At 54.4% G+C, this 19,682-nt stretch carries 19 protein-coding genes; 11 read left to right on the top strand and 8 right to left on the bottom strand.

Annotation, left to right across the window (positions count from 1 at the left end; all coding sequences use genetic code 11):
* Positions 1–20 precede the first annotated feature (20 nt).
* Complete coding sequence (gene pcaF, locus BM029_RS10560) at positions 21–1,226, top strand: 3-oxoadipyl-CoA thiolase (RefSeq protein WP_092435733.1); 1,206 nt, start codon at positions 21–23, stop codon at positions 1,224–1,226.
* A 330-nt stretch (positions 1,227–1,556) separates the two neighbouring features.
* Positions 1,557–2,255 carry an alpha/beta hydrolase gene (locus tag BM029_RS10565; RefSeq protein WP_092435874.1) on the top strand — a complete coding sequence of 233 codons (699 nt, stop codon included), beginning with the start codon at positions 1,557–1,559 and terminating at the stop codon, positions 2,253–2,255.
* A gap of 81 nt (positions 2,256–2,336) precedes the next feature.
* Here BM029_RS10565 and BM029_RS10570 read toward each other — a convergent pair whose 3' ends face one another.
* The 8 genes from BM029_RS10570 to BM029_RS10605 all read right to left on the bottom strand — a co-directional run bounded on the left by BM029_RS10570 (position 2,337) and on the right by BM029_RS10605 (position 9,361).
* The gene (locus tag BM029_RS10570) at positions 2,337–3,632 is read right to left on the bottom strand and encodes an MSMEG_0569 family flavin-dependent oxidoreductase (protein ID WP_092435736.1); all 1,296 of its coding nucleotides are present in this window, start codon (positions 3,630–3,632) and stop codon (positions 2,337–2,339) included.
* Between the two features lie 64 nt (positions 3,633–3,696).
* Entirely contained in the window at positions 3,697–3,984 is a 288-nt protein-coding gene (locus BM029_RS10575) for an MSMEG_0570 family nitrogen starvation response protein (protein WP_092435739.1), read from the bottom strand.
* Positions 3,977–5,176, bottom strand: a complete 1,200-nt coding sequence (locus BM029_RS10580) for an MSMEG_0565 family glycosyltransferase (protein WP_170851043.1) — start codon at positions 5,174–5,176, stop codon at positions 3,977–3,979. Before BM029_RS10580 ends, BM029_RS10575 begins: the two co-directional genes overlap by 8 nt.
* Complete coding sequence (locus BM029_RS10585; RefSeq protein WP_092435742.1) at positions 5,166–6,194, bottom strand: sll0787 family AIR synthase-like protein; 1,029 nt, start codon at positions 6,192–6,194, stop codon at positions 5,166–5,168. Before BM029_RS10585 ends, BM029_RS10580 begins: the two co-directional genes overlap by 11 nt.
* On the bottom strand, positions 6,191–6,754 hold the full coding sequence (locus BM029_RS10590; RefSeq protein WP_170851044.1) for an MSMEG_0567/Sll0786 family nitrogen starvation N-acetyltransferase: 564 nt from the start codon (positions 6,752–6,754) through the stop codon (positions 6,191–6,193). The genes BM029_RS10585 and BM029_RS10590 overlap by 4 nt, the downstream gene beginning before the upstream one ends.
* A complete protein-coding gene (locus tag BM029_RS10595) occupies positions 6,751–7,863 on the bottom strand; it encodes an MSMEG_0568 family radical SAM protein (protein WP_170851045.1) in 1,113 nt (370 codons plus the stop codon). The genes BM029_RS10590 and BM029_RS10595 overlap by 4 nt, the downstream gene beginning before the upstream one ends.
* On the bottom strand, positions 7,796–8,860 hold the full coding sequence (locus tag BM029_RS10600; protein ID WP_092435748.1) for a Nit6803 family nitrilase: 1,065 nt from the start codon (positions 8,858–8,860) through the stop codon (positions 7,796–7,798). The genes BM029_RS10595 and BM029_RS10600 overlap by 68 nt, the downstream gene beginning before the upstream one ends.
* An 18-nt stretch (positions 8,861–8,878) precedes the next feature.
* Positions 8,879–9,361, bottom strand: coding sequence for an MSMEG_0572/Sll0783 family nitrogen starvation response protein (locus tag BM029_RS10605; RefSeq protein ID WP_092435751.1), 483 nt, complete (start codon positions 9,359–9,361; stop codon positions 8,879–8,881).
* A 415-nt stretch (positions 9,362–9,776) separates the two neighbouring features.
* Between BM029_RS10605 and BM029_RS10610 the strand changes: the two genes are divergently transcribed.
* The 9 genes from BM029_RS10610 (at position 9,777) to BM029_RS10655 (ending at position 19,660) form a co-directional block, all read left to right on the top strand.
* The gene (locus BM029_RS10610; protein WP_092435754.1) at positions 9,777–11,171 is read left to right on the top strand and encodes an aminotransferase-like domain-containing protein; all 1,395 of its coding nucleotides are present in this window, start codon (positions 9,777–9,779) and stop codon (positions 11,169–11,171) included.
* Positions 11,172–11,400: 229 nt separating this feature from the next.
* Positions 11,401–11,829, top strand: a complete 429-nt coding sequence (locus BM029_RS26255; RefSeq protein WP_244545000.1) for a DDE-type integrase/transposase/recombinase — start codon at positions 11,401–11,403, stop codon at positions 11,827–11,829.
* Positions 11,830–12,107: 278 nt separating this feature from the next.
* Positions 12,108–13,004 (top strand): response regulator transcription factor, encoded by an 897-nt coding sequence (locus tag BM029_RS10620; RefSeq protein WP_170851046.1) that lies wholly within the window; start codon positions 12,108–12,110, stop codon positions 13,002–13,004.
* 311 nt (positions 13,005–13,315) lie between these two features.
* A complete protein-coding gene (locus tag BM029_RS10625) occupies positions 13,316–13,618 on the top strand; it encodes a hypothetical protein (RefSeq protein ID WP_092435760.1) in 303 nt (100 codons plus the stop codon).
* Positions 13,619–13,874: 256 nt separating this feature from the next.
* The gene (locus BM029_RS10635; protein WP_092435765.1) at positions 13,875–14,339 is read left to right on the top strand and encodes a 2,4'-dihydroxyacetophenone dioxygenase family protein; all 465 of its coding nucleotides are present in this window, start codon (positions 13,875–13,877) and stop codon (positions 14,337–14,339) included.
* Positions 14,340–14,392: 53 nt separating this feature from the next.
* A complete protein-coding gene (locus BM029_RS10640; RefSeq protein WP_092435768.1) occupies positions 14,393–15,178 on the top strand; it encodes an SDR family oxidoreductase in 786 nt (261 codons plus the stop codon).
* 51 nt (positions 15,179–15,229) lie between these two features.
* Positions 15,230–15,802, top strand: coding sequence for a VOC family protein (locus BM029_RS10645; RefSeq protein WP_092435771.1), 573 nt, complete (start codon positions 15,230–15,232; stop codon positions 15,800–15,802).
* A gap of 612 nt (positions 15,803–16,414) precedes the next feature.
* A complete protein-coding gene (locus BM029_RS10650) occupies positions 16,415–18,289 on the top strand; it encodes a DUF1302 domain-containing protein (protein WP_092435774.1) in 1,875 nt (624 codons plus the stop codon).
* Positions 18,290–18,310: 21 nt separating this feature from the next.
* A complete protein-coding gene (locus tag BM029_RS10655; RefSeq protein ID WP_092435777.1) occupies positions 18,311–19,660 on the top strand; it encodes a DUF1329 domain-containing protein in 1,350 nt (449 codons plus the stop codon).
* The last annotated feature ends 22 nt before the right edge of the window (positions 19,661–19,682 follow it).

A 19,682-nucleotide genomic window follows, 5' to 3' on the forward strand; every position in this document is an offset into this window, starting at 1 on the left:
CAATTCTGGATTTTTCATTTATGAACCAAGCCTATATCTGTGATGCCGTTCGTACTCCTTTCGGCCGATATGGCGGCGCGTTCAAGGATATTCGTGCCGATGACCTCGGCGCGATACCGTTGCGTGCACTGATCGCACGCAATCCCAAGATGGATTGGGCGGCAGTGCAAGATGTGATTTACGGCTGTGCCAACCAGGCCGGAGAAGACAATCGCAATGTGGCGCGCATGTCCGCGCTGCTCGCCGGTCTGCCGCTGGAAGTTCCTGGTGCCACAATTAACCGTCTTTGCGGCTCCGGCATGGATGCGGTGGGCTCTGCCGCACGTGCGATCCGGTCAGGTGATGCCGATCTCATGATTGCCGGTGGCGTCGAGTCAATGACACGCGCCCCGTTCGTGATGGGCAAGGCGGAGAGCCCATTTTCGCGCGCTGCGAAAATCGAAGATACAACTATCGGCTGGCGCTTCATCAATGCATTGATGAAGGCAAATTACGGGGTCGACTCGATGCCTGAGACTGCCGAAAACGTAGCAGCCGAATTCAGCATCGACCGAGCCGACCAGGATCTATTCGCGCTTCGCAGCCAGCAGCGTTGTGCCAGAGCGCAAAGCTTGGGATTGTTTGAACAGGAAATCGTGCCAGTGATGATTCCCGTAAAAAAAGGTGACCCGAAAGTTATCGATAGAGATGAACATCCGCGTGCTGAAACCAGTTTGGAGTCGCTCTCCAAACTGAAGGGTGTAGTCAGGCCAGATGGCACCGTGACAGCGGGCAATGCGTCCGGCGTGAATGATGGTGCGTGCGCGCTGTTATTAGCCAATCAGCAAGCCGCGAACAAATATGGACTGACTCCACGGGCGCGCATTGTTGGCATGGCAAGTGCGGGCGTGGCGCCACGCATCATGGGTATGGGCCCGGCGCCGGCGACCCGCAAAGTGCTGGCGTTAACAGGCCTGACACTCGGCCAGATGGATGTGATTGAACTAAATGAAGCGTTTGCTGCGCAAGGCCTGGCAGTCATGCGCGATCTTGAATTAGCTGACGACGATCCGCGCGTCAATCCTTACGGTGGCGCCATCGCCCTAGGTCATCCATTGGGCGCATCCGGTGCGCGCCTGATTACCACCGCGGTATATCAACTTCATCAACATGGCGGGCGCTATGCTTTGTGCACGATGTGCATAGGGGTGGGGCAAGGACTCGCCATTATCATTGAACGTGTCTGATTCATTCAAAGGGGCGGTAATCGAAGTAATTCTGCAACCAGTCAAAATCCGTAAGGTATTGAATTCATAGCGCTCAGCCTTCTTTTGTGTACTCCACTGCGTTGCAGTTTAGAGTGTGGTCCCTGTCTGTGGGTGCTCTAGGAGTTGAAAATGAGGTAAATATTTTTACATGGTACAAATACAGATTGTGTGATGTAGCAATATGTGAGCGTTGATGCCATCTCTATGGAATCATGTTTTGTGATGGCATATGTAGTTCGAAACGCCGGCGAACTACTATGGACTGCGAGATTCGGTGAGCTATTTTTAATTTTAAATTGGAAACTAATCATGAGCAACAAGCCTACGATTGTTTTGGTACATGGTTTTTGGGGTGGCGCGGCGCATTGGAGCAAGGTTATCGTCGAACTCTCACGCAAGGGCTATACATCCATTTTCGCCGTTGAATTACCACTGACATCGCTTGCAGAAGATGCGGAGCGCACCCGCAAGATGATCGCCCAACAGAAAGGCCCGGTTTTGCTGGTGGGCCATTCATATGGTGGCGCTGTCATTACAGAAGCGGGAGATCAGCCAAATGTGGTTGGCCTGGTATATATCGCCGCATTTGCTCCGGACTCAGGTGAGAGTCCAGGTGGCATCACCCAGGAACATCTCCCAGTGGCGGCTCCCAATCTTGCACCCGATAGCGACGGTTATTTATGGCTCAAGCGTGAGAAATTTCACGAAAGCCTCTGTCAGGATCTGACTACGGATGAAGGGCTAGTAATGGCTGTGACCCAAAAGGCTCCTCTTGCAAGTACTTTCGGTGACACAATTACGAGTCCCGCGTGGAAAAAAAAGCCTTCGTGGTATCAAATATCCAGTGAAGACAGGATGATTTCGCCCGAAAATCAAGAGCGGATGTCAGCACGACTCGGCGCCAGAAAGATAATTACGTTGAAGGCAAGCCATGCTTCGTTGGCGTCCAAACCGGTGGAAGTGTCTGCATTTATCGATGAGGCGGCAACGGAGGCGATGAACAGCTAACAGGCGCGCATCTTTTCGTCCCTGATCAACATCGCTCGGGGACGGATTAAGTTAACCTGGTGTAAATCCGCCATGCGAATTTTAACGCCGCCGGCTTATCAAGATGGTTGCAGGCTGATTGTGCTCGCGCAGAGAAACAATGTGTTCGGCGACATAAGCGGCATCGCGCGCAATCCCGGAAAAACGTCCGGAACCCCAGGTGTATTGCCATGGCAGACCCAGGAAGTACAGGCCCGGCGAACGGGTGATTCCGCGATCATGGCCGGGGTACCCGCGACCATCGAAGATCGGTTCTTCTATCCAGCTGAAATCGGTGCGGAATCCGACGCACCAGATGACGGCGACGATATTGTTTTGCTTCAGGTCGATGCTGTCCGGAATATCGGTGGGTGGCTGCCAGACCGGCACGTAGCGCTCTTCTTCTGGAGCATCGATCTGATTGGTGGCGATGAACTTGTCGATGCTGTCCTTGATGCTTTCCGAGACTGCATCGGCATCATCGAGATACTTGGCCAGTCCCGGGCCAAAATTTGCGATTCCATCGGTGATGTTTTCAAAGCGCCCGTATAACTGCATCCCTTCCAGCGCAAATTTCCGTAGATCGATATCGCGCCCGCCGTCGCGCCCGGTCACATAGTGGTTGGTTTTTTCGCGTACACCCGTTCCCAGCGGATGGCGGTCAACCGGAAGATCGTAGTATTTCATTTTGTCCAGCCATTCCACGACATCCTTGCCGCGATACGTACGTGCAACACGCGGCGCGTCGCCGACGCACAAATGTACGCGTCGCCCGGCCAGATGCAGGTCTTCCGCTATTTGACAGCCGGATTGGCCGGTGCCTACGACCAACACTTCTCCCACAGGAAGGGAGTCCGAATTCAGGTACTCGCAGGAATGTATCTGCACAATATCCGAAGACAGTCTTTCCGCCACGCGCGGCACCACCGGAATGTGATAGCCGCCGACGGCGACGACCACCTGGTCTGCGGTATATACTTCTTTTGTCGTATTGATAATAAATGTATCGTCCGTATCCCGATATAAGCGTGTAACAGCAACGCCTTCCAGCGTCGGCGGGTTGAAGCTGGCGACGTATTGCTCAATGTATTCGACGATCTGATCTTTCTTCATGAAGCCATAGGGATCGTCTCCACTGTAGGGGGAACCGGGCAGCGTACATTGCCAGTTCGGGGTAACCAGGCAGAACGTGTCCCAACGTTCGCTGCGCCAGGAATGGCCGATGCGGTTTTTTTCCAGAATCAGGTGGTCGATACCTTCTTGCTTGAGGTGATAACTGAGTGACAAGCCGGCTTGTCCGCCACCGACGACGAGAACGGAGAAATGGTTTTGGCCGGAATGCTTGGGGGCGATGTTCATGAGACAGCCTTTTTAAAAAATGGATTAGGGCTAATGACCTTGGAGGCGAGTTATAACGCTATGCTCAGGGGCGGAATGCCTCGATCACGACGCGTGCGTTATCAATGTCAGCGAAACCGTTTGCGATAGTTTCGATCCGATGCAATTGATCCATCGCTGAAGAACAGCTATAACCAAATTTCTGTCGCACCCGTTCGCTACCGATATTCAGCGCGGTCCTGCTGCGATCGATAAAATCTGCAAGCGGATAGGCGCAGCCGACTTCCAGATACTCCTTGACCACCAGGGAAGGGGAGTAGCATTCGCGGATGGAGTCGTCGGGCCAGCGTACTGTGAAATGCATTTCAGGCATGGGAAATCTCCAAAGGATGTGCAAGGTATGCACGATAGATATCAAGATGAATGTTTGCAATTTTCGACCAGGAAAAATTTCGGCTGATAGCGAGACCGGCTGCCCGCAGCGACAGCTGTGACTGGGGAGTGCAGGCGTGCGCCATGCCTGCGGCGATCGATGCCGGATCTTCGGGATCGGCCCAGACGCAACTGTCGCCCTGTAAATATTCAGTAAACGGTGCGATTCGGGATACCACAGCCGGCGTGCCGCACGCCATGGCTTCCAGCACTGCCAGGCCGAAACCTTCTTTTAGTGAAGGAAATACCAGGGCATAGGCGCAGCGGAATAGCGCTGGCATATCGCCATCGGCGACCTGGCCCAGGATCATGAGGGATTTTCCCGGGCCGACAGCGATGCCGCTTTCTTGCAGCACGCGGTTGAATTCCTGACGATAAGCTTCGTGATCAAGCAGGCTGGCGCCGCCGGCGATGACCAGTTGCGCTTGCGGATAGACGCGTTGCAGGCACAGGAACGCTTGCAGTATGCCAAGGGTGTTTTTGCGCGGTTCAATCCCACCTACCGCAAGGAAAACATGGGAGGTGTGCAATCCTAGTTCTATTCGCAAGGCGACATCGCGCGGCATCGCTTGCGGCTGGTAACGTTCGATGTTGACGCCATTGCCGGCGAGATCGGCGGCAATGCCATATTGGTCCAATAGCTTGTCACGCCACAATTTGCTGACGCACAATACGCGGGCCGCGCTTTTGAATCCCTCGTTCTGCCAGGCAGTGTGCTGGGAATCGTCGAACTGATCCAAATGGTGCACCGTGCGCAGAAAGCCGGATATGACGCCGCGTTCGGTCAGCGTTGCCAGCGCATTGGCGCTGATCGTATCTTGCGCATGATAGATGTCATAGCGTGGCGTATCCGCAAGTTCGAACCAGTTGATGTAGTCGTTGATGCGTTGCCGGACCATGTTGGTCAGGCCAGCATCGTGGGCGCCACCCGGTACAGCGGCGAAAGCACAGCGCGTTTCGCGGAATAGGCCGCGACGGCTGGGATCGGGGGCATGCAGGGTGACCTGGTGGCCGGCCGCCTGCAAAGCGTCGCCCAGCTCCATGGCATGCACCACGCCGCCGCGGGGATTGACCGAATGGGTGAGCATGGCGATGCGCAAAGCTGGGCGCAGCAGATTCCGATCAGGCTGCATGTGATGCTCCTTGAGCTGCAGGGCCGCAACCGATCAGTGCTTCCTGTTGAAAGTCCCAGAACGCAACGCTGGCACCGCCGCTTTGCAGGCATACCGTCCTTGATGCATCAGTACGTCCAATCGCGGCGCAGGCGATGCCGCGTTCGCTAAACCGGCGCAATACTTCCGGTAAGGCTGCATCGCCGACGCTGAGCAAAAAGCCGTAACTTGGAAAAGCGGTCAGCCAGCGCAGCAGCTCAACGTCCGGCGGTTTGGGGATGGCGTCGATATCAAGCACAGCACCCAGGCCCGAGCATTCCAGCAACATGAGCGCGGTGCCGACGATGCCGGCCATGCTGATATCTTTACCCGCAGCCGACAGGCCGTCCTCGGCGATTGCGGGCAATATTTCAAGATCGGCCCGCAGCCGTGGTGCAGGCGATCCGGTGCTGGCATTCCAGTAAGAATACGGATCTTCAAAGCGGCCGCGCAGGTCGATCGCGGCGACCAGGTTCTGGCCAGCTCGGGCATCGAAACTGGTCAGCAGGCGTTTTGCTCGTCCCAGGATTGCAACCGACAGCTGCTCTTGATCGTTGCGGCGGTTGCTGTGGCCGCCGACGATCGGTACGTTGTAGACGCGTGCAGCCTCGGCAAGCCCTTCCAGTATCGGTTTGGCGGCATCGCCGTCGCGGCTCCACAGGGCATCGACGACGGCCATTGGACGGCCGCCCATTGCATAGATATCACTGACGTTAACCATGACACCGCAATAGCCGGCGAACCAAGGCTGCTTTTCGACAAATTCGTTGATGAAACCCTCGATGGCGAATAACAGATAGCCGCCGCTGCCGTCCGGTATCGCGGCGCAGTCGTCGCCGATGGCGACCCTGTTCGCGATGTCCAGTTCCGGCGCGGCTCCATGCAATACCTGCATGACCGTTTCAATGTCGCGCTTGTGGGCGATGCCGCGCGCCTGGCGCAACGCCGTGGCTAGTTCGGCGAGCGCAGGATGGGACAGACCTTGGCTGGAGCTGTTCATGTGCGAGTGTGCGCCATTACAAAACCGATATCGCCGTCGCTAATCGGAGGATAGAAGCTCAAGTCGGCCTGCATCAGGTGATGCGGGCGGCCATGCAACTCCTGTTGCGACAAGGCGTGCCAGTGCAGCCGCTCAAACATCGGCACGTTCTGGCTTTGCACCTGCGCCAGAAAGGTGTGGCAACCATGTGCATGGGCAGTGCCGACCGCCAGTTTGATCAATCCGCTGCCTACCGAGGCCATGCGGCGCGCGTGACGTGCGACAGCAAGGCGCGAGCCATACCAGACGCCTGGCCCGGATTCGTGGATGCGTACGGTGCCGACGATTTCAAGGGTGCCGTCCGTGGATGTGAGGAGGGCAGCGATCGGCATCGCCAATGCATCAATCTCGTCTACGTCGTCGTCTTGAAAGATACCTTGCTCCAGGCAAAACACGTCGCGTCGCAAACGTCGGGTTTCTTCTCGCTCCCAAAGACTGGTAGCTAGCTTGATGCGCACGTCTTGTGCCATCAATCGTGTTTTTGCGACTTCCTTCGTTGCCGATTCACAGACGCTGTTCATGATGATTTCCTCTCATAAGTGGACAGAGAAGAGCAGGCGCCGCATTTGCCGCAGCCGGCCTTGATCTCGGACGAGTGCAAGCCGCCGGCCGCCAGCATGTCGGACAAAGGTGCAAGCAGATCGCGCATGTAAGTAGACGAGGGCGCAGGATGGTCTTCCAGTGGGGTGCCTGAAATAGGCACGAACGGCACAACGAACGGGTACACGCCAAGCGCGATCAGTTTTTCACTGGTACTCAGGATTGCCTCTTGCGTATCGCCCAGACCCGCCAAAATGTAAGTGCTGACCTGGCCATGACCGAAGACGCGCACAGCCGCTTCAAATGCTGAAAAATAACGTTCGACTGGCACCGAAGCCTTGCCGGGCATGATGCGTGCGCGTACTTCTGGCGTGACTGCTTCAAGATGCATGCCGAGCGTATCGATGCCGGCATCGTGCATGCGTTGAAACCAGGCGTCGTCATCCGGAGGTTCACATTGGCCCTGAATCGGCAGGTTGACGGCTGATTTCACGGCAAATGCGCTCTCGCACAAAATTTGCGCGCCACGGTCGGTCGCATTCGGGGTGCCGGTAGTCATTACCATGTGCTTGACGTCGTCTAGCAGCACCGCCGCACGGGCGACCTCCGCTAGTTGTTCCGGGGTCTTGCGCAAGATGGTGCGGCCAGCCGCCAGCGACTGGCCAATGGCGCAGAACTGGCAGGATTTGCGCCGGCTTTCATAACGGATGCAACTTTGCAGGATGGTAGTAGCCAGCACGTCAGAGCCATGCAGGGTCGCAATTTTTGAATAGGGAATGCCATCGAATGTTTGCATCTTGTAGAACCGAGGCTGGCGTGGGAACGAGATGATGCCGACCTTTACGCCGTCGCGCATAATTGTGCTTGTGCCATCGATCCCCATCGGTGCAGCCACATATGGCGACGACCATGAACTCGCGGTATGTACTGGAATCATCACCGTGTGGCCATCGACCGTGACCGCTTTATGATCGGATGGACCGGCGCCGCCGCGCCGACTGGCTACGCCCGCGCCCGGGTCGCTAAGACGCAGCCCTGATGATTGCAGCTCCGTGATCAGTTGTTGATTCAGTGTTGTCGCTGTTTGCATGATGCGGCCTCGTGAGTGTTGATGTTGCATTTGAAGAAAGATGTGCATTGTCCTGGGATGGAAACAATGACGACATCGGCGCCGATTGACGATCATCAACTATCAGGTGCAGCAATTCCGGGCGCGCATAGTGTCCGACCGAATCCATCATGCGTTTGCGCTTGGTGATCAGATCCATGTCAAGATCGGCGATCAGGATGCCTTCGCCGCTGCGCAAAGGTTCTGCCAGCAACTTACCTTCAGGAGAAACAATTGCGGTGCAACACCCGCCGCGCAAGGCTTTCTGTATTTCGCTATCTGGAGTGATGGCAGCGATTTGCTGGTCAGTCAGCCAGCCCGTGGCGTTGACCACAAAACAGCCTGATTCCAAGGCATGGTGACGTATCGTTACTTCCATCTGATCAGCAAAAATTTGTCCGACCATGGAGCCGGGGAATTGCGCACAATGAATTTCTTCGTGCTGGGCCATCAGCGCATAGCGCGCCAACGGGTTGTAGTGTTCCCAGCAAGCCAGCGCCCCGAGTCTGCCGACGGCGGTATCGACCACCTTGAGGCCACTGCCGTCACCCTGGCCCCAGATCATGCGTTCGTGATAAGTCGGCGTGATTTTGCGACGCTTCAGGATCAGTTCGCCGTTCGCGTCGAATACCAGTTGTGTGTTGTACAGGGTGCCGTGATCGCGCTCATTGACACCTAGCACTACAACCACGCCAAAGCTGCGCGCGGCGGCGGCTACCGCTTGGGTAACCGGCCCGGGAACCACCACTGCACGTTCATACAAAAGCAAGTGCTCCGGACCGGATGCGAAGGGCGGCCTGACAAACGAAAAATAGGGATAGTAAGGAACAAAAGTTTCCGGAAAGACGACCAGATCGGCTCCTTTCGCCGCAGCATCGGCAATGGCCTGGCATACCTTGTCCAGCGTGCCGGTCGCACTGTCTAGGTCGGGCGCGATCTGTACCGCTGCTGCCCGTACCGTTTTTTTCTTCGTTGTCATGATCCGCTCTTTCGTTGCTTATAGGGTCCAGGTATCGAGGATGAAAGCGTTGTCGCGACGATGCAGCAATACCAGGTCCAGAACATCGAGCGGATTGATCGGGCGAATGCCTTCGATCAGGGATGGTTCGCCGTGGCCGTACAACGCTTGCAGAGCGAAACGGCAGGCGTAAACCTTGCCGCCTTCTTCCATGAACTTGGTGATCTGCTTGTTGAAATTGAGATGTCCTGGAAATGCTTCGTCGCCCAGGGTGGGGAATCCACGCTGGACGCCCAGAGTGACGCCGGGGCCATACAGCAGGATCGATGTTTCGAAGCCCTTGCGCTGCAGACGTGTGGCTTGCAGTAAATTGACGAAGCCGATCGAGCCTTCGAATGCCACTGTATGGAATGTCACAAGCGCTTTTTCGCCCGGCTGCGCTTTGACATCTTCAAATACTTTCTCTTCGTAATCGACAAAAAAATCACCCTTCGCGTGAGCGGATTTGGATACTGCTGGCATGGTAGAACTCCTGGTAGAAATTGAAAATCGAGACTGCGCCATTCCGGCGAATCGGTCCGGCAAGATGCCGCGACACCACAATTGAATGCATGCGCTGTGCCATCCAATCGGGTCGACTGATGAAATTGAATGGAATATTTTCCGGTCAATTCAGATGTCGAAAGTCGGTCTGCATGCCACTGTTGATTTTGCGCCGAGGCGCTTGCAGTAAGACTTTCCATCGAAAAATGGAGATCCATACAATGTCTGCATTCAATTTGAAAAAATTCCATGCACTCACTTGTGGCAAGGTGTTTTCTGTTGGTGCGAGAATGGCGTCCGTTAGCGCTGCATTGGTGCGTATGTACGCTGATTGTATGGAACGCGAATTGCATGCAATTACAGGTATCAATCCGGTCAATAAGGAAATATCGTCATGCCGAAATCACATCAGATGTGGGTGCCGAAACTCAAAAAGGGTTCGGGCCCGGTCTATCTTTCGATTGCCAAGGCGATCGCAGAAGATGTCGCGACCGGGCAGTTGGCGGCTGAGCAACGCTTGCCCGCCCAGCGCAAGCTGGCTGAAGCGTTGGGTCTGGACTTCACTACCGTCGCACGGGCATACAATGAGGCGCACAGACGTGGCCTGGTTGATTCTGTGGTCGGACGCGGCACATTTATCTGCGGTCGTCGACGCCCCATAATTCCGCGCGTGGTCGAAGGCCGGCCCAACGTCGATATGTCGATGAACATGCCGCCGGAACCAGAGTCCGCAGAATTGCTTATATTGATGCAAGCAGGGTGGTCGCATGTCAACGATAGAATGCGCGATCTGATGCGCTATCAGGATTTTGGCGGGTCGCAGGATGATCGTGAAACTGGCAGCCTGTGGATGAGGCGCCGCGGTTTATCGGTGGAGACTGATCGCTTGCTGGTGGTGCCAGGAGCGCAATGTGCCTTGTTGTCCATACTGACTATGCTGGTAGGTCACGGGGCGGTAATTTGCTGCGAAGAACTGACCTATCCCGGTTTGCGGGCGCTGGCAGGGCAACTTGGTATCAAGCTGGTCGGTTTGCCGATGGATGCGGAGGGCATTGACGCGGTGGCGTTTGCCGGCGCATGTGCGCAATATGCGCCCAAAGCCTTGTACTGCAATCCGACCATACTCAATCCCACCACCCACACGATTTCATTGGCGCGTCGCCAGGCGCTGGTTGAAATCGCCCGGCATTACGGCGTGGCGATCATAGAAGACGATGCTTACGGCTTTTTGCCGCGTTCGGCACCGCCGGCAATAGCCAGCATCGGTCCGGATTTGACATTCTATATTGCAGGTCTGGCCAAAAGCGTGGGCGCCGGTTTGCGTGTTGCCTATATGGTCGCGCCGGATGCGTATTATGCAGGGCGGCTGGCGTCTTCGCTGCGAGCGACTACGGTCATGGCGTCACCCATTACTTCGGCGCTCGCCACGCGCTGGATACGGGACGGGGCGGCTGATCTTGCATTGACCGGGATTCGTAAGGAATCCATGTTGCGGCAAAAGATGGCGGCGCGCATTTTACCCGTCGGCAGTTATATCTCGCAACCGGAAGCTTTCCATCTGTGGATCAACCTGCCGGCATCGTGGAACCGCAATGACTTCTCCGCGCAAATGAAATCTTCGGGCATCGGCGTGGTCGCCAGCGATGCGTTCGCGGTATCGAGCCAGCCACCGGAAGCCGTTCGCGTGTGCATAGGCGGCGTCGCTAGCCGCGACGAGATACAGCACGCTCTGGAGATGATCCGCGACACCTTACGGGTGCGGCCGCTTGCCATGCCTGCGGTGGTGTAAGAAGCAAAAATGTTCTATCGCGTTAAGCAAAGTGATCGAGTCGCTCATGTAGACTGCTGCCTTTGAAAAAAGGGCGAACCGACATGCTCAATACCAAAGGGATGCGATTTCCCATCGACGTGATTCTGGTCTGCATCCGAGGGCGTACAGCCTACACATTGAGTTACCGCCACCTGGAAGAAATGATGGAAGAACGCGGCGCGGTTGTCGATAACTCATCGATCAATCGTTGGCGATCAGATTTATACTGCTGCCGGAAAAAGTAATCCGCAAATACAAGCTGGATAAGAGCAGCGCTAACAAGGCGGCGATCGATGATATAAATTCCGACAGAGAAATTCAAATCGTGGTTCGGCAGGTCAAATACCTCAATAATGTCGTCGGGCAAGGCCATCGTGCGGTCAAGCGCGTGATCAAACCGATGCTCAACTTCAAATCATTTCAGCCCGCCAAAAAAACCTGGCTTGGACACGCGCGCAGAAGATCGCCGTACCGTCTGCTAGCCGGATTAGTCAGATCGATAGCATCGCCGCCTGAGCGATTCAAGTTGGACCGAGGAGACAGTGTTCGCCAGGAAAATAGATCGCTGTTTCCTCATGCCGATGAGCACCAAACCGCTCTCGATCGCTCAGCGGTAACCACAGTCATTGTCTTATAGTCCTTGGCATATTTATTCGACATATTTATTTTAAATTGCATTATAGTGCTTGGTGTGTCCATTCTTTGAATTCATCAATATGCATTATAGTGCATATTGATGAATTCTACGGATATGTTTTTTTGTGCGCATGAGCGCATGATAAGCGGGCACAACCCGCTTATCCTTGAATGTGTCACATTGCGTGCGACTGACGAGTGATCCCAGTCTGACGGCGTCGTTGCGCTGCGTCACCGCGGATATATGGGGCAATGACAGCATCATTCTGGAGACAAAAAATGGCAGACATGCGTGTCGCTTCACCGGGGGCAAAGAACCGAACAGCTTCTGTCGACTCGGAGAGAATCCTCGCAGCGCAAAGGCGACTCAGGCGCACTTTGTTGGATTCGCGGTCCTTGACTTGGCGGGCATCACGCGAGCTGGCCGCGCGAATGATGCTTTGTCTAGACGATCCACAGTCCTGCTGGATGGTTGCATTGGAGTGGTTGATTGACGAACTCGGAGTCGAGCGGGTCGACGGCGGTTGGGCGCACCCTGGCGACAATGTATACCGCGCCGGTCAATTCGAAAAGGTCCGTGACACGGCTATGCCCACGATGGCAGGTCTCACAGTAAACAGTCAGAGTCGGACGATCCGCCTCCTCTGGGATTCCTCTCGGCCGTTGGTTCAAGAAGACATGGATTCGACATGCCTTTTCGATGACGACCTTCGACACTACTTTTTGAAGCAAGGCGTCTACACAAAGATGACATCATCCATTATTCACGAGGGACGCTCCCTCGGCTTAATCTGCGTCGACCGAGTGACTCGCCAGCGACGGTGGAATCAGTGGCAATACGAATGCTTCGCCAGTGTCGTCATCGAAGTCTTGGCACCGATTCTAGATGAGGTTGACCGGATTCGGAGACCGTGCTCATCCAACGTATCTACGGTCGGCTTGGATGCCGAACCAAATCGGGTTCTTAGCCCTGCAGAATCTAGAATCTGCGAACTGGTGGTTCAGGGATGGAGCTACAAGGAGATCGCTCGACATATTAATCGATCGGTTTTCACCGTTGATCACCACTTGCGCAATGTGCGCGAGAAGATGGGCGTTTCCTCCACCGCAAGACTAATAATCGCGCTTGCTGGCAGGCATCCATCGCCGAACGATGACGCAATGGATGCGACCTGACTAGCAAAGCGGCATCAGGGAACTTCTTGGACGCGCTGAACTATTGACGTTTCTGCGCGACGAGACGCGCTTTAAAACTTGGTTGCGAGTTCGACCACGCATTGGAGAATTTTTGACCTAGTCATGAGCGGTTTTATGTCACAACTAGCTACTTGTCGCATCATTTCGTCCATTAGGATGCACCTTGGGCAGCGTGAAACGCGGGCGGGCGAACATCAGATTTCCAAAGGCAAACGGGTAAATAACTGCGCGGTGTTCTTTGCCAGACTCCGTTCACGCGTTTTGCGATGAGGACATAGATTCTTCAACACATGGAACGGATGCTAGACTGTCGTCCGCATGTTCTCCTTGAAGTGTTCCAGCTATTCACGCCACTGGTCAAGTTTGCACTGCGGCAATTGCTTGCGATTGTTCAGACTCGTCGCCATACGCCAAGTGACTTCAGGGTGGCAGTTTTCTTTCCTTCTTTCGACACACTGATAGTCGGCGGCGCCGATCGCCACGCACTGGCAGCTTTGCCGCAGCGTATGCTCCTGTGCGATATTGGCGACGTTGCTTGCCGTACCAACGAGTGTGTGAACCAGTCCCGACGTTGCATCAACGCCGATGTGTGACTATATCCAGAAGTGCTTGACCTCGCCGTTCTTCGACTGATGCTTTTCCGGCTCGCGCTTGCCGTCTTGGTTCTTAGCCGAGGGTGGTGCTGCGGACAGCGTGGCGTCGACAAGCAAGGGAAATTGACGTCGGTTATATCGGTACCCCCCTAGTCTGAGGTATGAAGAACCTACGATTCTTCGCAATAGCGCGGGCAGTTGAATCGCCGTAGAGTTCTTCTTCAGGGTCAATCCGATCCTGAAACGAGGAGACAACATGAATGATTCAACCCCCCAGGATTCCTATGCCACCTACATCCGCTGCGACGACGACCCTTGGCTCCTGCTAGATTCCACCAGCGGCGCAGAGATCAAGCTGTGCCGCCTCACGCCATCCACCGGCGAAATCGTTTGTCTCATCCGTGTGCCTGCCGGTCAAACGCTCGCCAAGCACTATCACGCCGGTACTGTCGTGGTGTACACGATTGATGGGACCTGGTCCTATAACGAAGGTTGGAACGCAAGTCCCGGGGATGTGGTGTATGAACCTGCTGGTTCCACGCACGCTCCAACGATGACTGGCACTGGGCCGACGACCATCTTTGCAATTATCCAGGGCGGATTCGAGTTCGTTGACGAACAAGACCAAATCACCGCTCGCTGTACTTGGAAAAATCTTAACGACATCTACGTCGACCACTGCCAGAAGAACGATTTGAAGATGCGAGACCTAACGGCCTGATATCCGCTTTAGATTCGATCTATTTCAACACGGTTCCATTGCTGAGGTAAAAAATGAAAGTATCCAATAAAGTCGCATTCCTTACTGGCGGCACCGGCGGTCTAGGTGCCGAAGCAGCCCGGGCGCTAATTCGTGAAGGAGCGAAGGTTATCATCACCGATGTCAACGAAGAAGCTGGTACTGCTTTGGCGAGACAGATCGGCGCAACCTTCTACAAGCACGACGTGACCGATTTGAACCAATGGCAAGAGTTGGTCGCTCGTGCCATATCTGAACATGGTCGTATCGATATACTTGTCCAGTTTGCCGGCATCGAGGGGGATATCACCAAGGATGTCTTCCACACAGAGCCTTCAATGTGGAACAAGGTCATTGCGATCAATCTCACCGGCACATTCTATGGCTGCCGTACCGTTGTGCCACACATGATGGAGCGTGGCACGGGCTCGGTTATCAATATCTCCTCAATCGTATCCTTTATGACGACCGCGGGTCCGGCGGCTTATGGCGCCAGCAAGGCCGGTGTTCAGCACCTGACCACGAGCGTGGCAGTGGCGGCGTCCAAGGGTGGCAACCGAGTGCGCGTCAACTCGGTTCATCCAGGTGTGATCAAGACGCGCATGACCGACAACATTATCGCCCAGATGGCACAAAACCTCGGTGTAGATGAAGCTGCAGCAGAGGCTCAGTTGATGTCGGGCTGTCCGTTCCAGAAACGCGGTATGCCTGTAGATGTTGCAAATTTGGTTCTTTTCCTGGCATCGGATGACTCTGAGTATGTGACGGGCTCCGCCTTTCAGGTCGATGGCGGTTGGCACCTCAAGGATACTGGCGCCTGAATTTCCCCGGAATGTGCTGGCCAAAATATGCCTTAACTGTTGGAGTGAAAAATGAATAGTAGAGCAGGTACCAAATCGATAGTTGATGTCCAGGTAACGAGCGAGACGACACTGTCGAACAGTTTCATGGGTGAAGCAATGCAAATCTGCGTCGTTACTCGTGACCTCCATCGGACGATGCAGCAGTTCGTTCGACTCGGTGTTGGCCCTTGGCGAGTCTATACATTCGACGAAACAACGGTTAAGGACCTTACCTACAGGGGCGAGAAGCGCCCTTACTCCATGCGACTGGCGCTCGCCTGGTCCGGATCGACCTTTTGGGAGATTATCCAGCCGCTTGATGGGGAATCGATCTACACCGAGTGGCTTGCGAAACACGGAGAAGGCATACAGCACGTGGCTCTGACCTGTAACGGCATCTCGTTTGAGGATCGCATCGCAGAGTTCGAACGCCGCGGGCACAAGTTAACCCAATCCGGCAGCTATTTGGGTGCCGTTCGCTATGCCTATCTGGATACCGAAGAATCAACTGGCTTCGCCGTTGAACTCCTCGATTTTCCAGAAGGCTTCGAAATGCCGGAACCTGAGGAATGGTATCCGGCTGCACCGGCGGTAAAGCCCTGATCGGTCGATTCCTCCAGTGCTGTTGATCGAGTAAGCAGACAGATCAGGAGCAGAAGAACTCGTCGCAATCTCTCAGCGGCGTCCAATGAGAAGGTGGGCTCGACGCCCTGTGAGGCGACGAGACGCTGGCTGAGCTGGCGAATCTGCACGACGTGCATCCAACCAGAATGTGGACTGGAAGCATCAGTTGCTCAAAGGAGCGGCCAACCTGTTCGACACCGAGGTACCTGAGTCAGCCGTCAACCTAAAGGATCTGTACGCAAAGGTCCGCCAACAGTCGCTGGAGGTAGATTTTTCCAGCGTGCTCACCAGGGTTGGCCTGCTGAGCGCAATGCGATGAAGACCGCTCGCAAGCTTTGCCGGTCGCGCGCCAGGCCGAACTGGCGGGCTTGAGCAAGCAATGAATGCGGTGGCAAAAAAAACGATTTCTTCGATGCGATTTAGATCGTAAAGAAAAATGCAAATAAATATTGTTTTGCAAAATACGAAATTATATATGGAGGAAGTACGCAACGGTTATAGAGCCGCATGAGTTCAAACAAGATTCATTGGGAACGTACCTTTCAAGAAAAAATACGCCCAAATTTAGAAATCCAATAAGAGGAGACAAGTATGAATCGTGGTAAACGAAACTCGATATTCGTGCCCAAAGCGATGATTCTGGCAATTACTGCAGGGTTTTCGAGCTATGCCTTTGGGGTCGATTTCCAGGTGGGTGACGGATGGCAGGGCAGTTGGACTTCATCCATATCGGCCGGGTCAAGCTGGCGTGCGAGTAATCCTGACAGCCGGCTTTACGGTCAGGCGAACGGGGCACTGGTTGGCCGCACCAATGGTACCGGCGCTAATACGATCGACGAAGGCAACCTCAACTACGGCAAAGGCGACCAGTTCTCTTCACCTTTCAAACTGTTGACCGAGGTAGAGATCAAGAAGGGCGATATGGGAGTATTTGTCAGAGCCAAGGCATGGTATGACTACACACTGGAAAATCAAAGCGTCAAGTTCGGCAACCAGCCCAACGGCTATAACGGCTACAGCCCGGCCACGAATTCCCTAGGATCGCCGCGGCCTTTATCCGACAATGGTTTTGAGCCTCTGAACAAGTTTCAGGGCATCTCCGTGTTGGATGCATACGTGTACGACACGTTCAATGTTAACGGCAACCCCCTTCAGGTCAGACTGGGAAACCAGGTGGTGAACTGGGGCGAAGGGATATTTATACAAGGGGTGAACCAGATTTCTGCGATTGACGTCCCGTCCTTCCACAAGCCCGGTGCGCAGTTGAAAGAGGTTTATCTTCCGGTGCCGATGCTGTTCGCAAGCCAGGGTCTCGGTGAATTCGGAAACGTTGAGGGATTTTATCAATTCAAGTGGCGAAACACACCGATTGATTCCGGATGTGGGAATTATTGGGCCCTGGCCGGCGGCAGCATTTCTTCGACCCCAGGCGGATGTAACAACGCTGTGACACTTACCGGTTCCAACCCGTTGGGCTATAACACCGGCGCCTATGTCCCGACAATTGCAGGCAGGGAGCCCAAGAACACTGGCGAGTTCGGGTTAGCGTACCACTTCGATGTGAAGCCGCTTGATACGGAGTTTGGGCTTTACGCGATGAAAATCAATCCGAGAACTCCTGTCGCTACGGTTAATTTCGGAAACTACGCTAGCTTAAATACGGTAAGTCCAATTTCAATCTCCTGGGATTATCCGAAAGATATGAAGGTATTCGGTGTCAGCGCAGCCACGAATCTATTTGGCTGGTCGGTCGCTGGAGAGCTCAGTTACACGAAAGACTTTCCTGCCCAACTTGACGGAAATGATCTGTTGTTTGCAGGTTTGGCTGCTGGTGGTTTGATCGTACCTGGCTCGTCGATACCCCTTGGACCACTTGGGCCGTCCGCAGTGGCTGCTGCTGCGGGCAACGGCGTATTGGGTGGCTACACGCTTGCCAATAAGACTCAGTTTCAGGTGAACGCTATCAAGGTAGGTAACGGTATCTTGGGCGCAAGTCAGTACTCGTTAATCGGTGAAGTTGGGTTTCAGTGGAACAATTTGCCCAACTACAAAGATGATCCTAACGCACCACGGTATAACCGCGCGTTCATTTTTGGTGCAGGCTCCAGCTCAGCGTACGGGGGAAGCACGTGCGGAACGCTCAACATTTCAGCTGATGGCTGCAAGAACGATGGCTACGCTACGCCCTTCGCATGGGGCTATCGGCTGAAGGGCGAGTTGACTTACCCAGGCCTGTTTGCTGGAGTGACCGTGCAGCCGAGCGTGTTCTGGTCACACGACGTTCAAGGCTACTCGATAGACGGACAGTTTCTTCAAGGTCGTATGGCCTTGGGACTCGGAGCACGCTTTACCTACGATAAGAAATACGCTTTAGAGCTAAATGCGGTTCAGTACAACAGGCATGCTACCTATGATCCTTTGAGCGATCGCAGTTTCTTCTCGGCCATCGCCAGCATGAGTTTTTAAATTACAAAAGGAGACCGCATCATGAAAACCATAAAAATCGCTACGACTCTTTTCATTGTCGTATTAGCATTCGCCACTAGTTCCACAAGAGCGGAGCTATCGCCGGCAGACGCCGAGCGTCTCGGAAAAGACTTGACTCCTAACGGGGCAGAGAAGGCTGGCAATAAAGACGGCACCATTCCAGAATGGACCGGCGGCATGACTAAACCGCCGGCAGGCTGGCAGCCGGAGATGGGCTATACAGATCCATTCGCTAGCGAGAAACCGCTTTTTATTATTACCGCGCAGAACGCTGAGCAATACAAGGATAGGCTTTCAGCCGGATTGATGGCAATGCTGAAGAAATATCCGACCTTTACCATCCCGGTATATACGACACATCGTACCTTCGCATTGCCTCAAAGTGTCTATGACGCGACAAAAGCGCAGGCGTCCAAGGTGAAACTCGATGGTTTAAGCATTAAGAACTACAGTTTGCCAGGTACGCCTTTTCCAATTCCGAAGAACGGCGTCGAGGCAATGTACAACCACTTGAACAAGTGGTACGGGAGCTATAAGCGCTGCGCGGAGTGGCTGCCGGTCAAGGCTAGTGGCGACTACTACCGTGTTGGGTTCTGTGAAGATTCAGTTCAAGGACAAAACTTCGACAAACCCGAACCGAATCATATCTTTTCCTTTTATGGGTATTACGATGCGCCGGCGGCCCTTGTAGGTACCATCTATCTTATAAAAGATCCGATTGACTACACGATCAAAAGCCGCGAGGCGTATATCTATAACGCCGGCCAGCGCCGCGTTCGCCGTGCACCCGATGTCGCCTATGACAACATCGATGACGGTACGGAAGGCATACGGGGAAGCGACGATTACTGGGGGTTTAACGGTGCAATGGATCGCTACGACTTCAAGCTTCTGGGAAAAAAGGAGATGTACATACCGTATAACGCCTACAAGCTGATCGATGCAAAGCTCAAGTATAAAGATATGGTTCAGAAAGGTCACCTCAAGTCTGACCTTTTCCGCTATGAATTGCACCGGGTCTGGGTCGTCGAGGCAACCCTCAAGCCGGGTATGTCGCATGTGGTCGCCAAGCGCACGTTTTATCTCGATGAGGATAGCAATATTATTGCTCTTGTCGATGGATACGACGGCCGCGGAAATCTTTGGCGCGTCTCTACGCTGCCACTCGTGCAGGCTTATGACGTGCCGCTGATGTTCCAGGCTCCATACATCGTGAGTGATCTGAGCAACGGTAGCTATTTGGTCACGGGAGTCACGAACGAACGAAAACAACCCGCTTACGTCTGGAATGCCAAGGCCAAAGTGGATGACTTCACGGTCGATGCAATTCGACGAAAAGGTACCCGATAAGGGCGCTATTATCCTGCCGGTG

The organism is Collimonas sp. OK607 (assembly GCF_900111995.1).
GTDB lineage: Bacteria > Pseudomonadota > Gammaproteobacteria > Burkholderiales > Burkholderiaceae_D > Collimonas.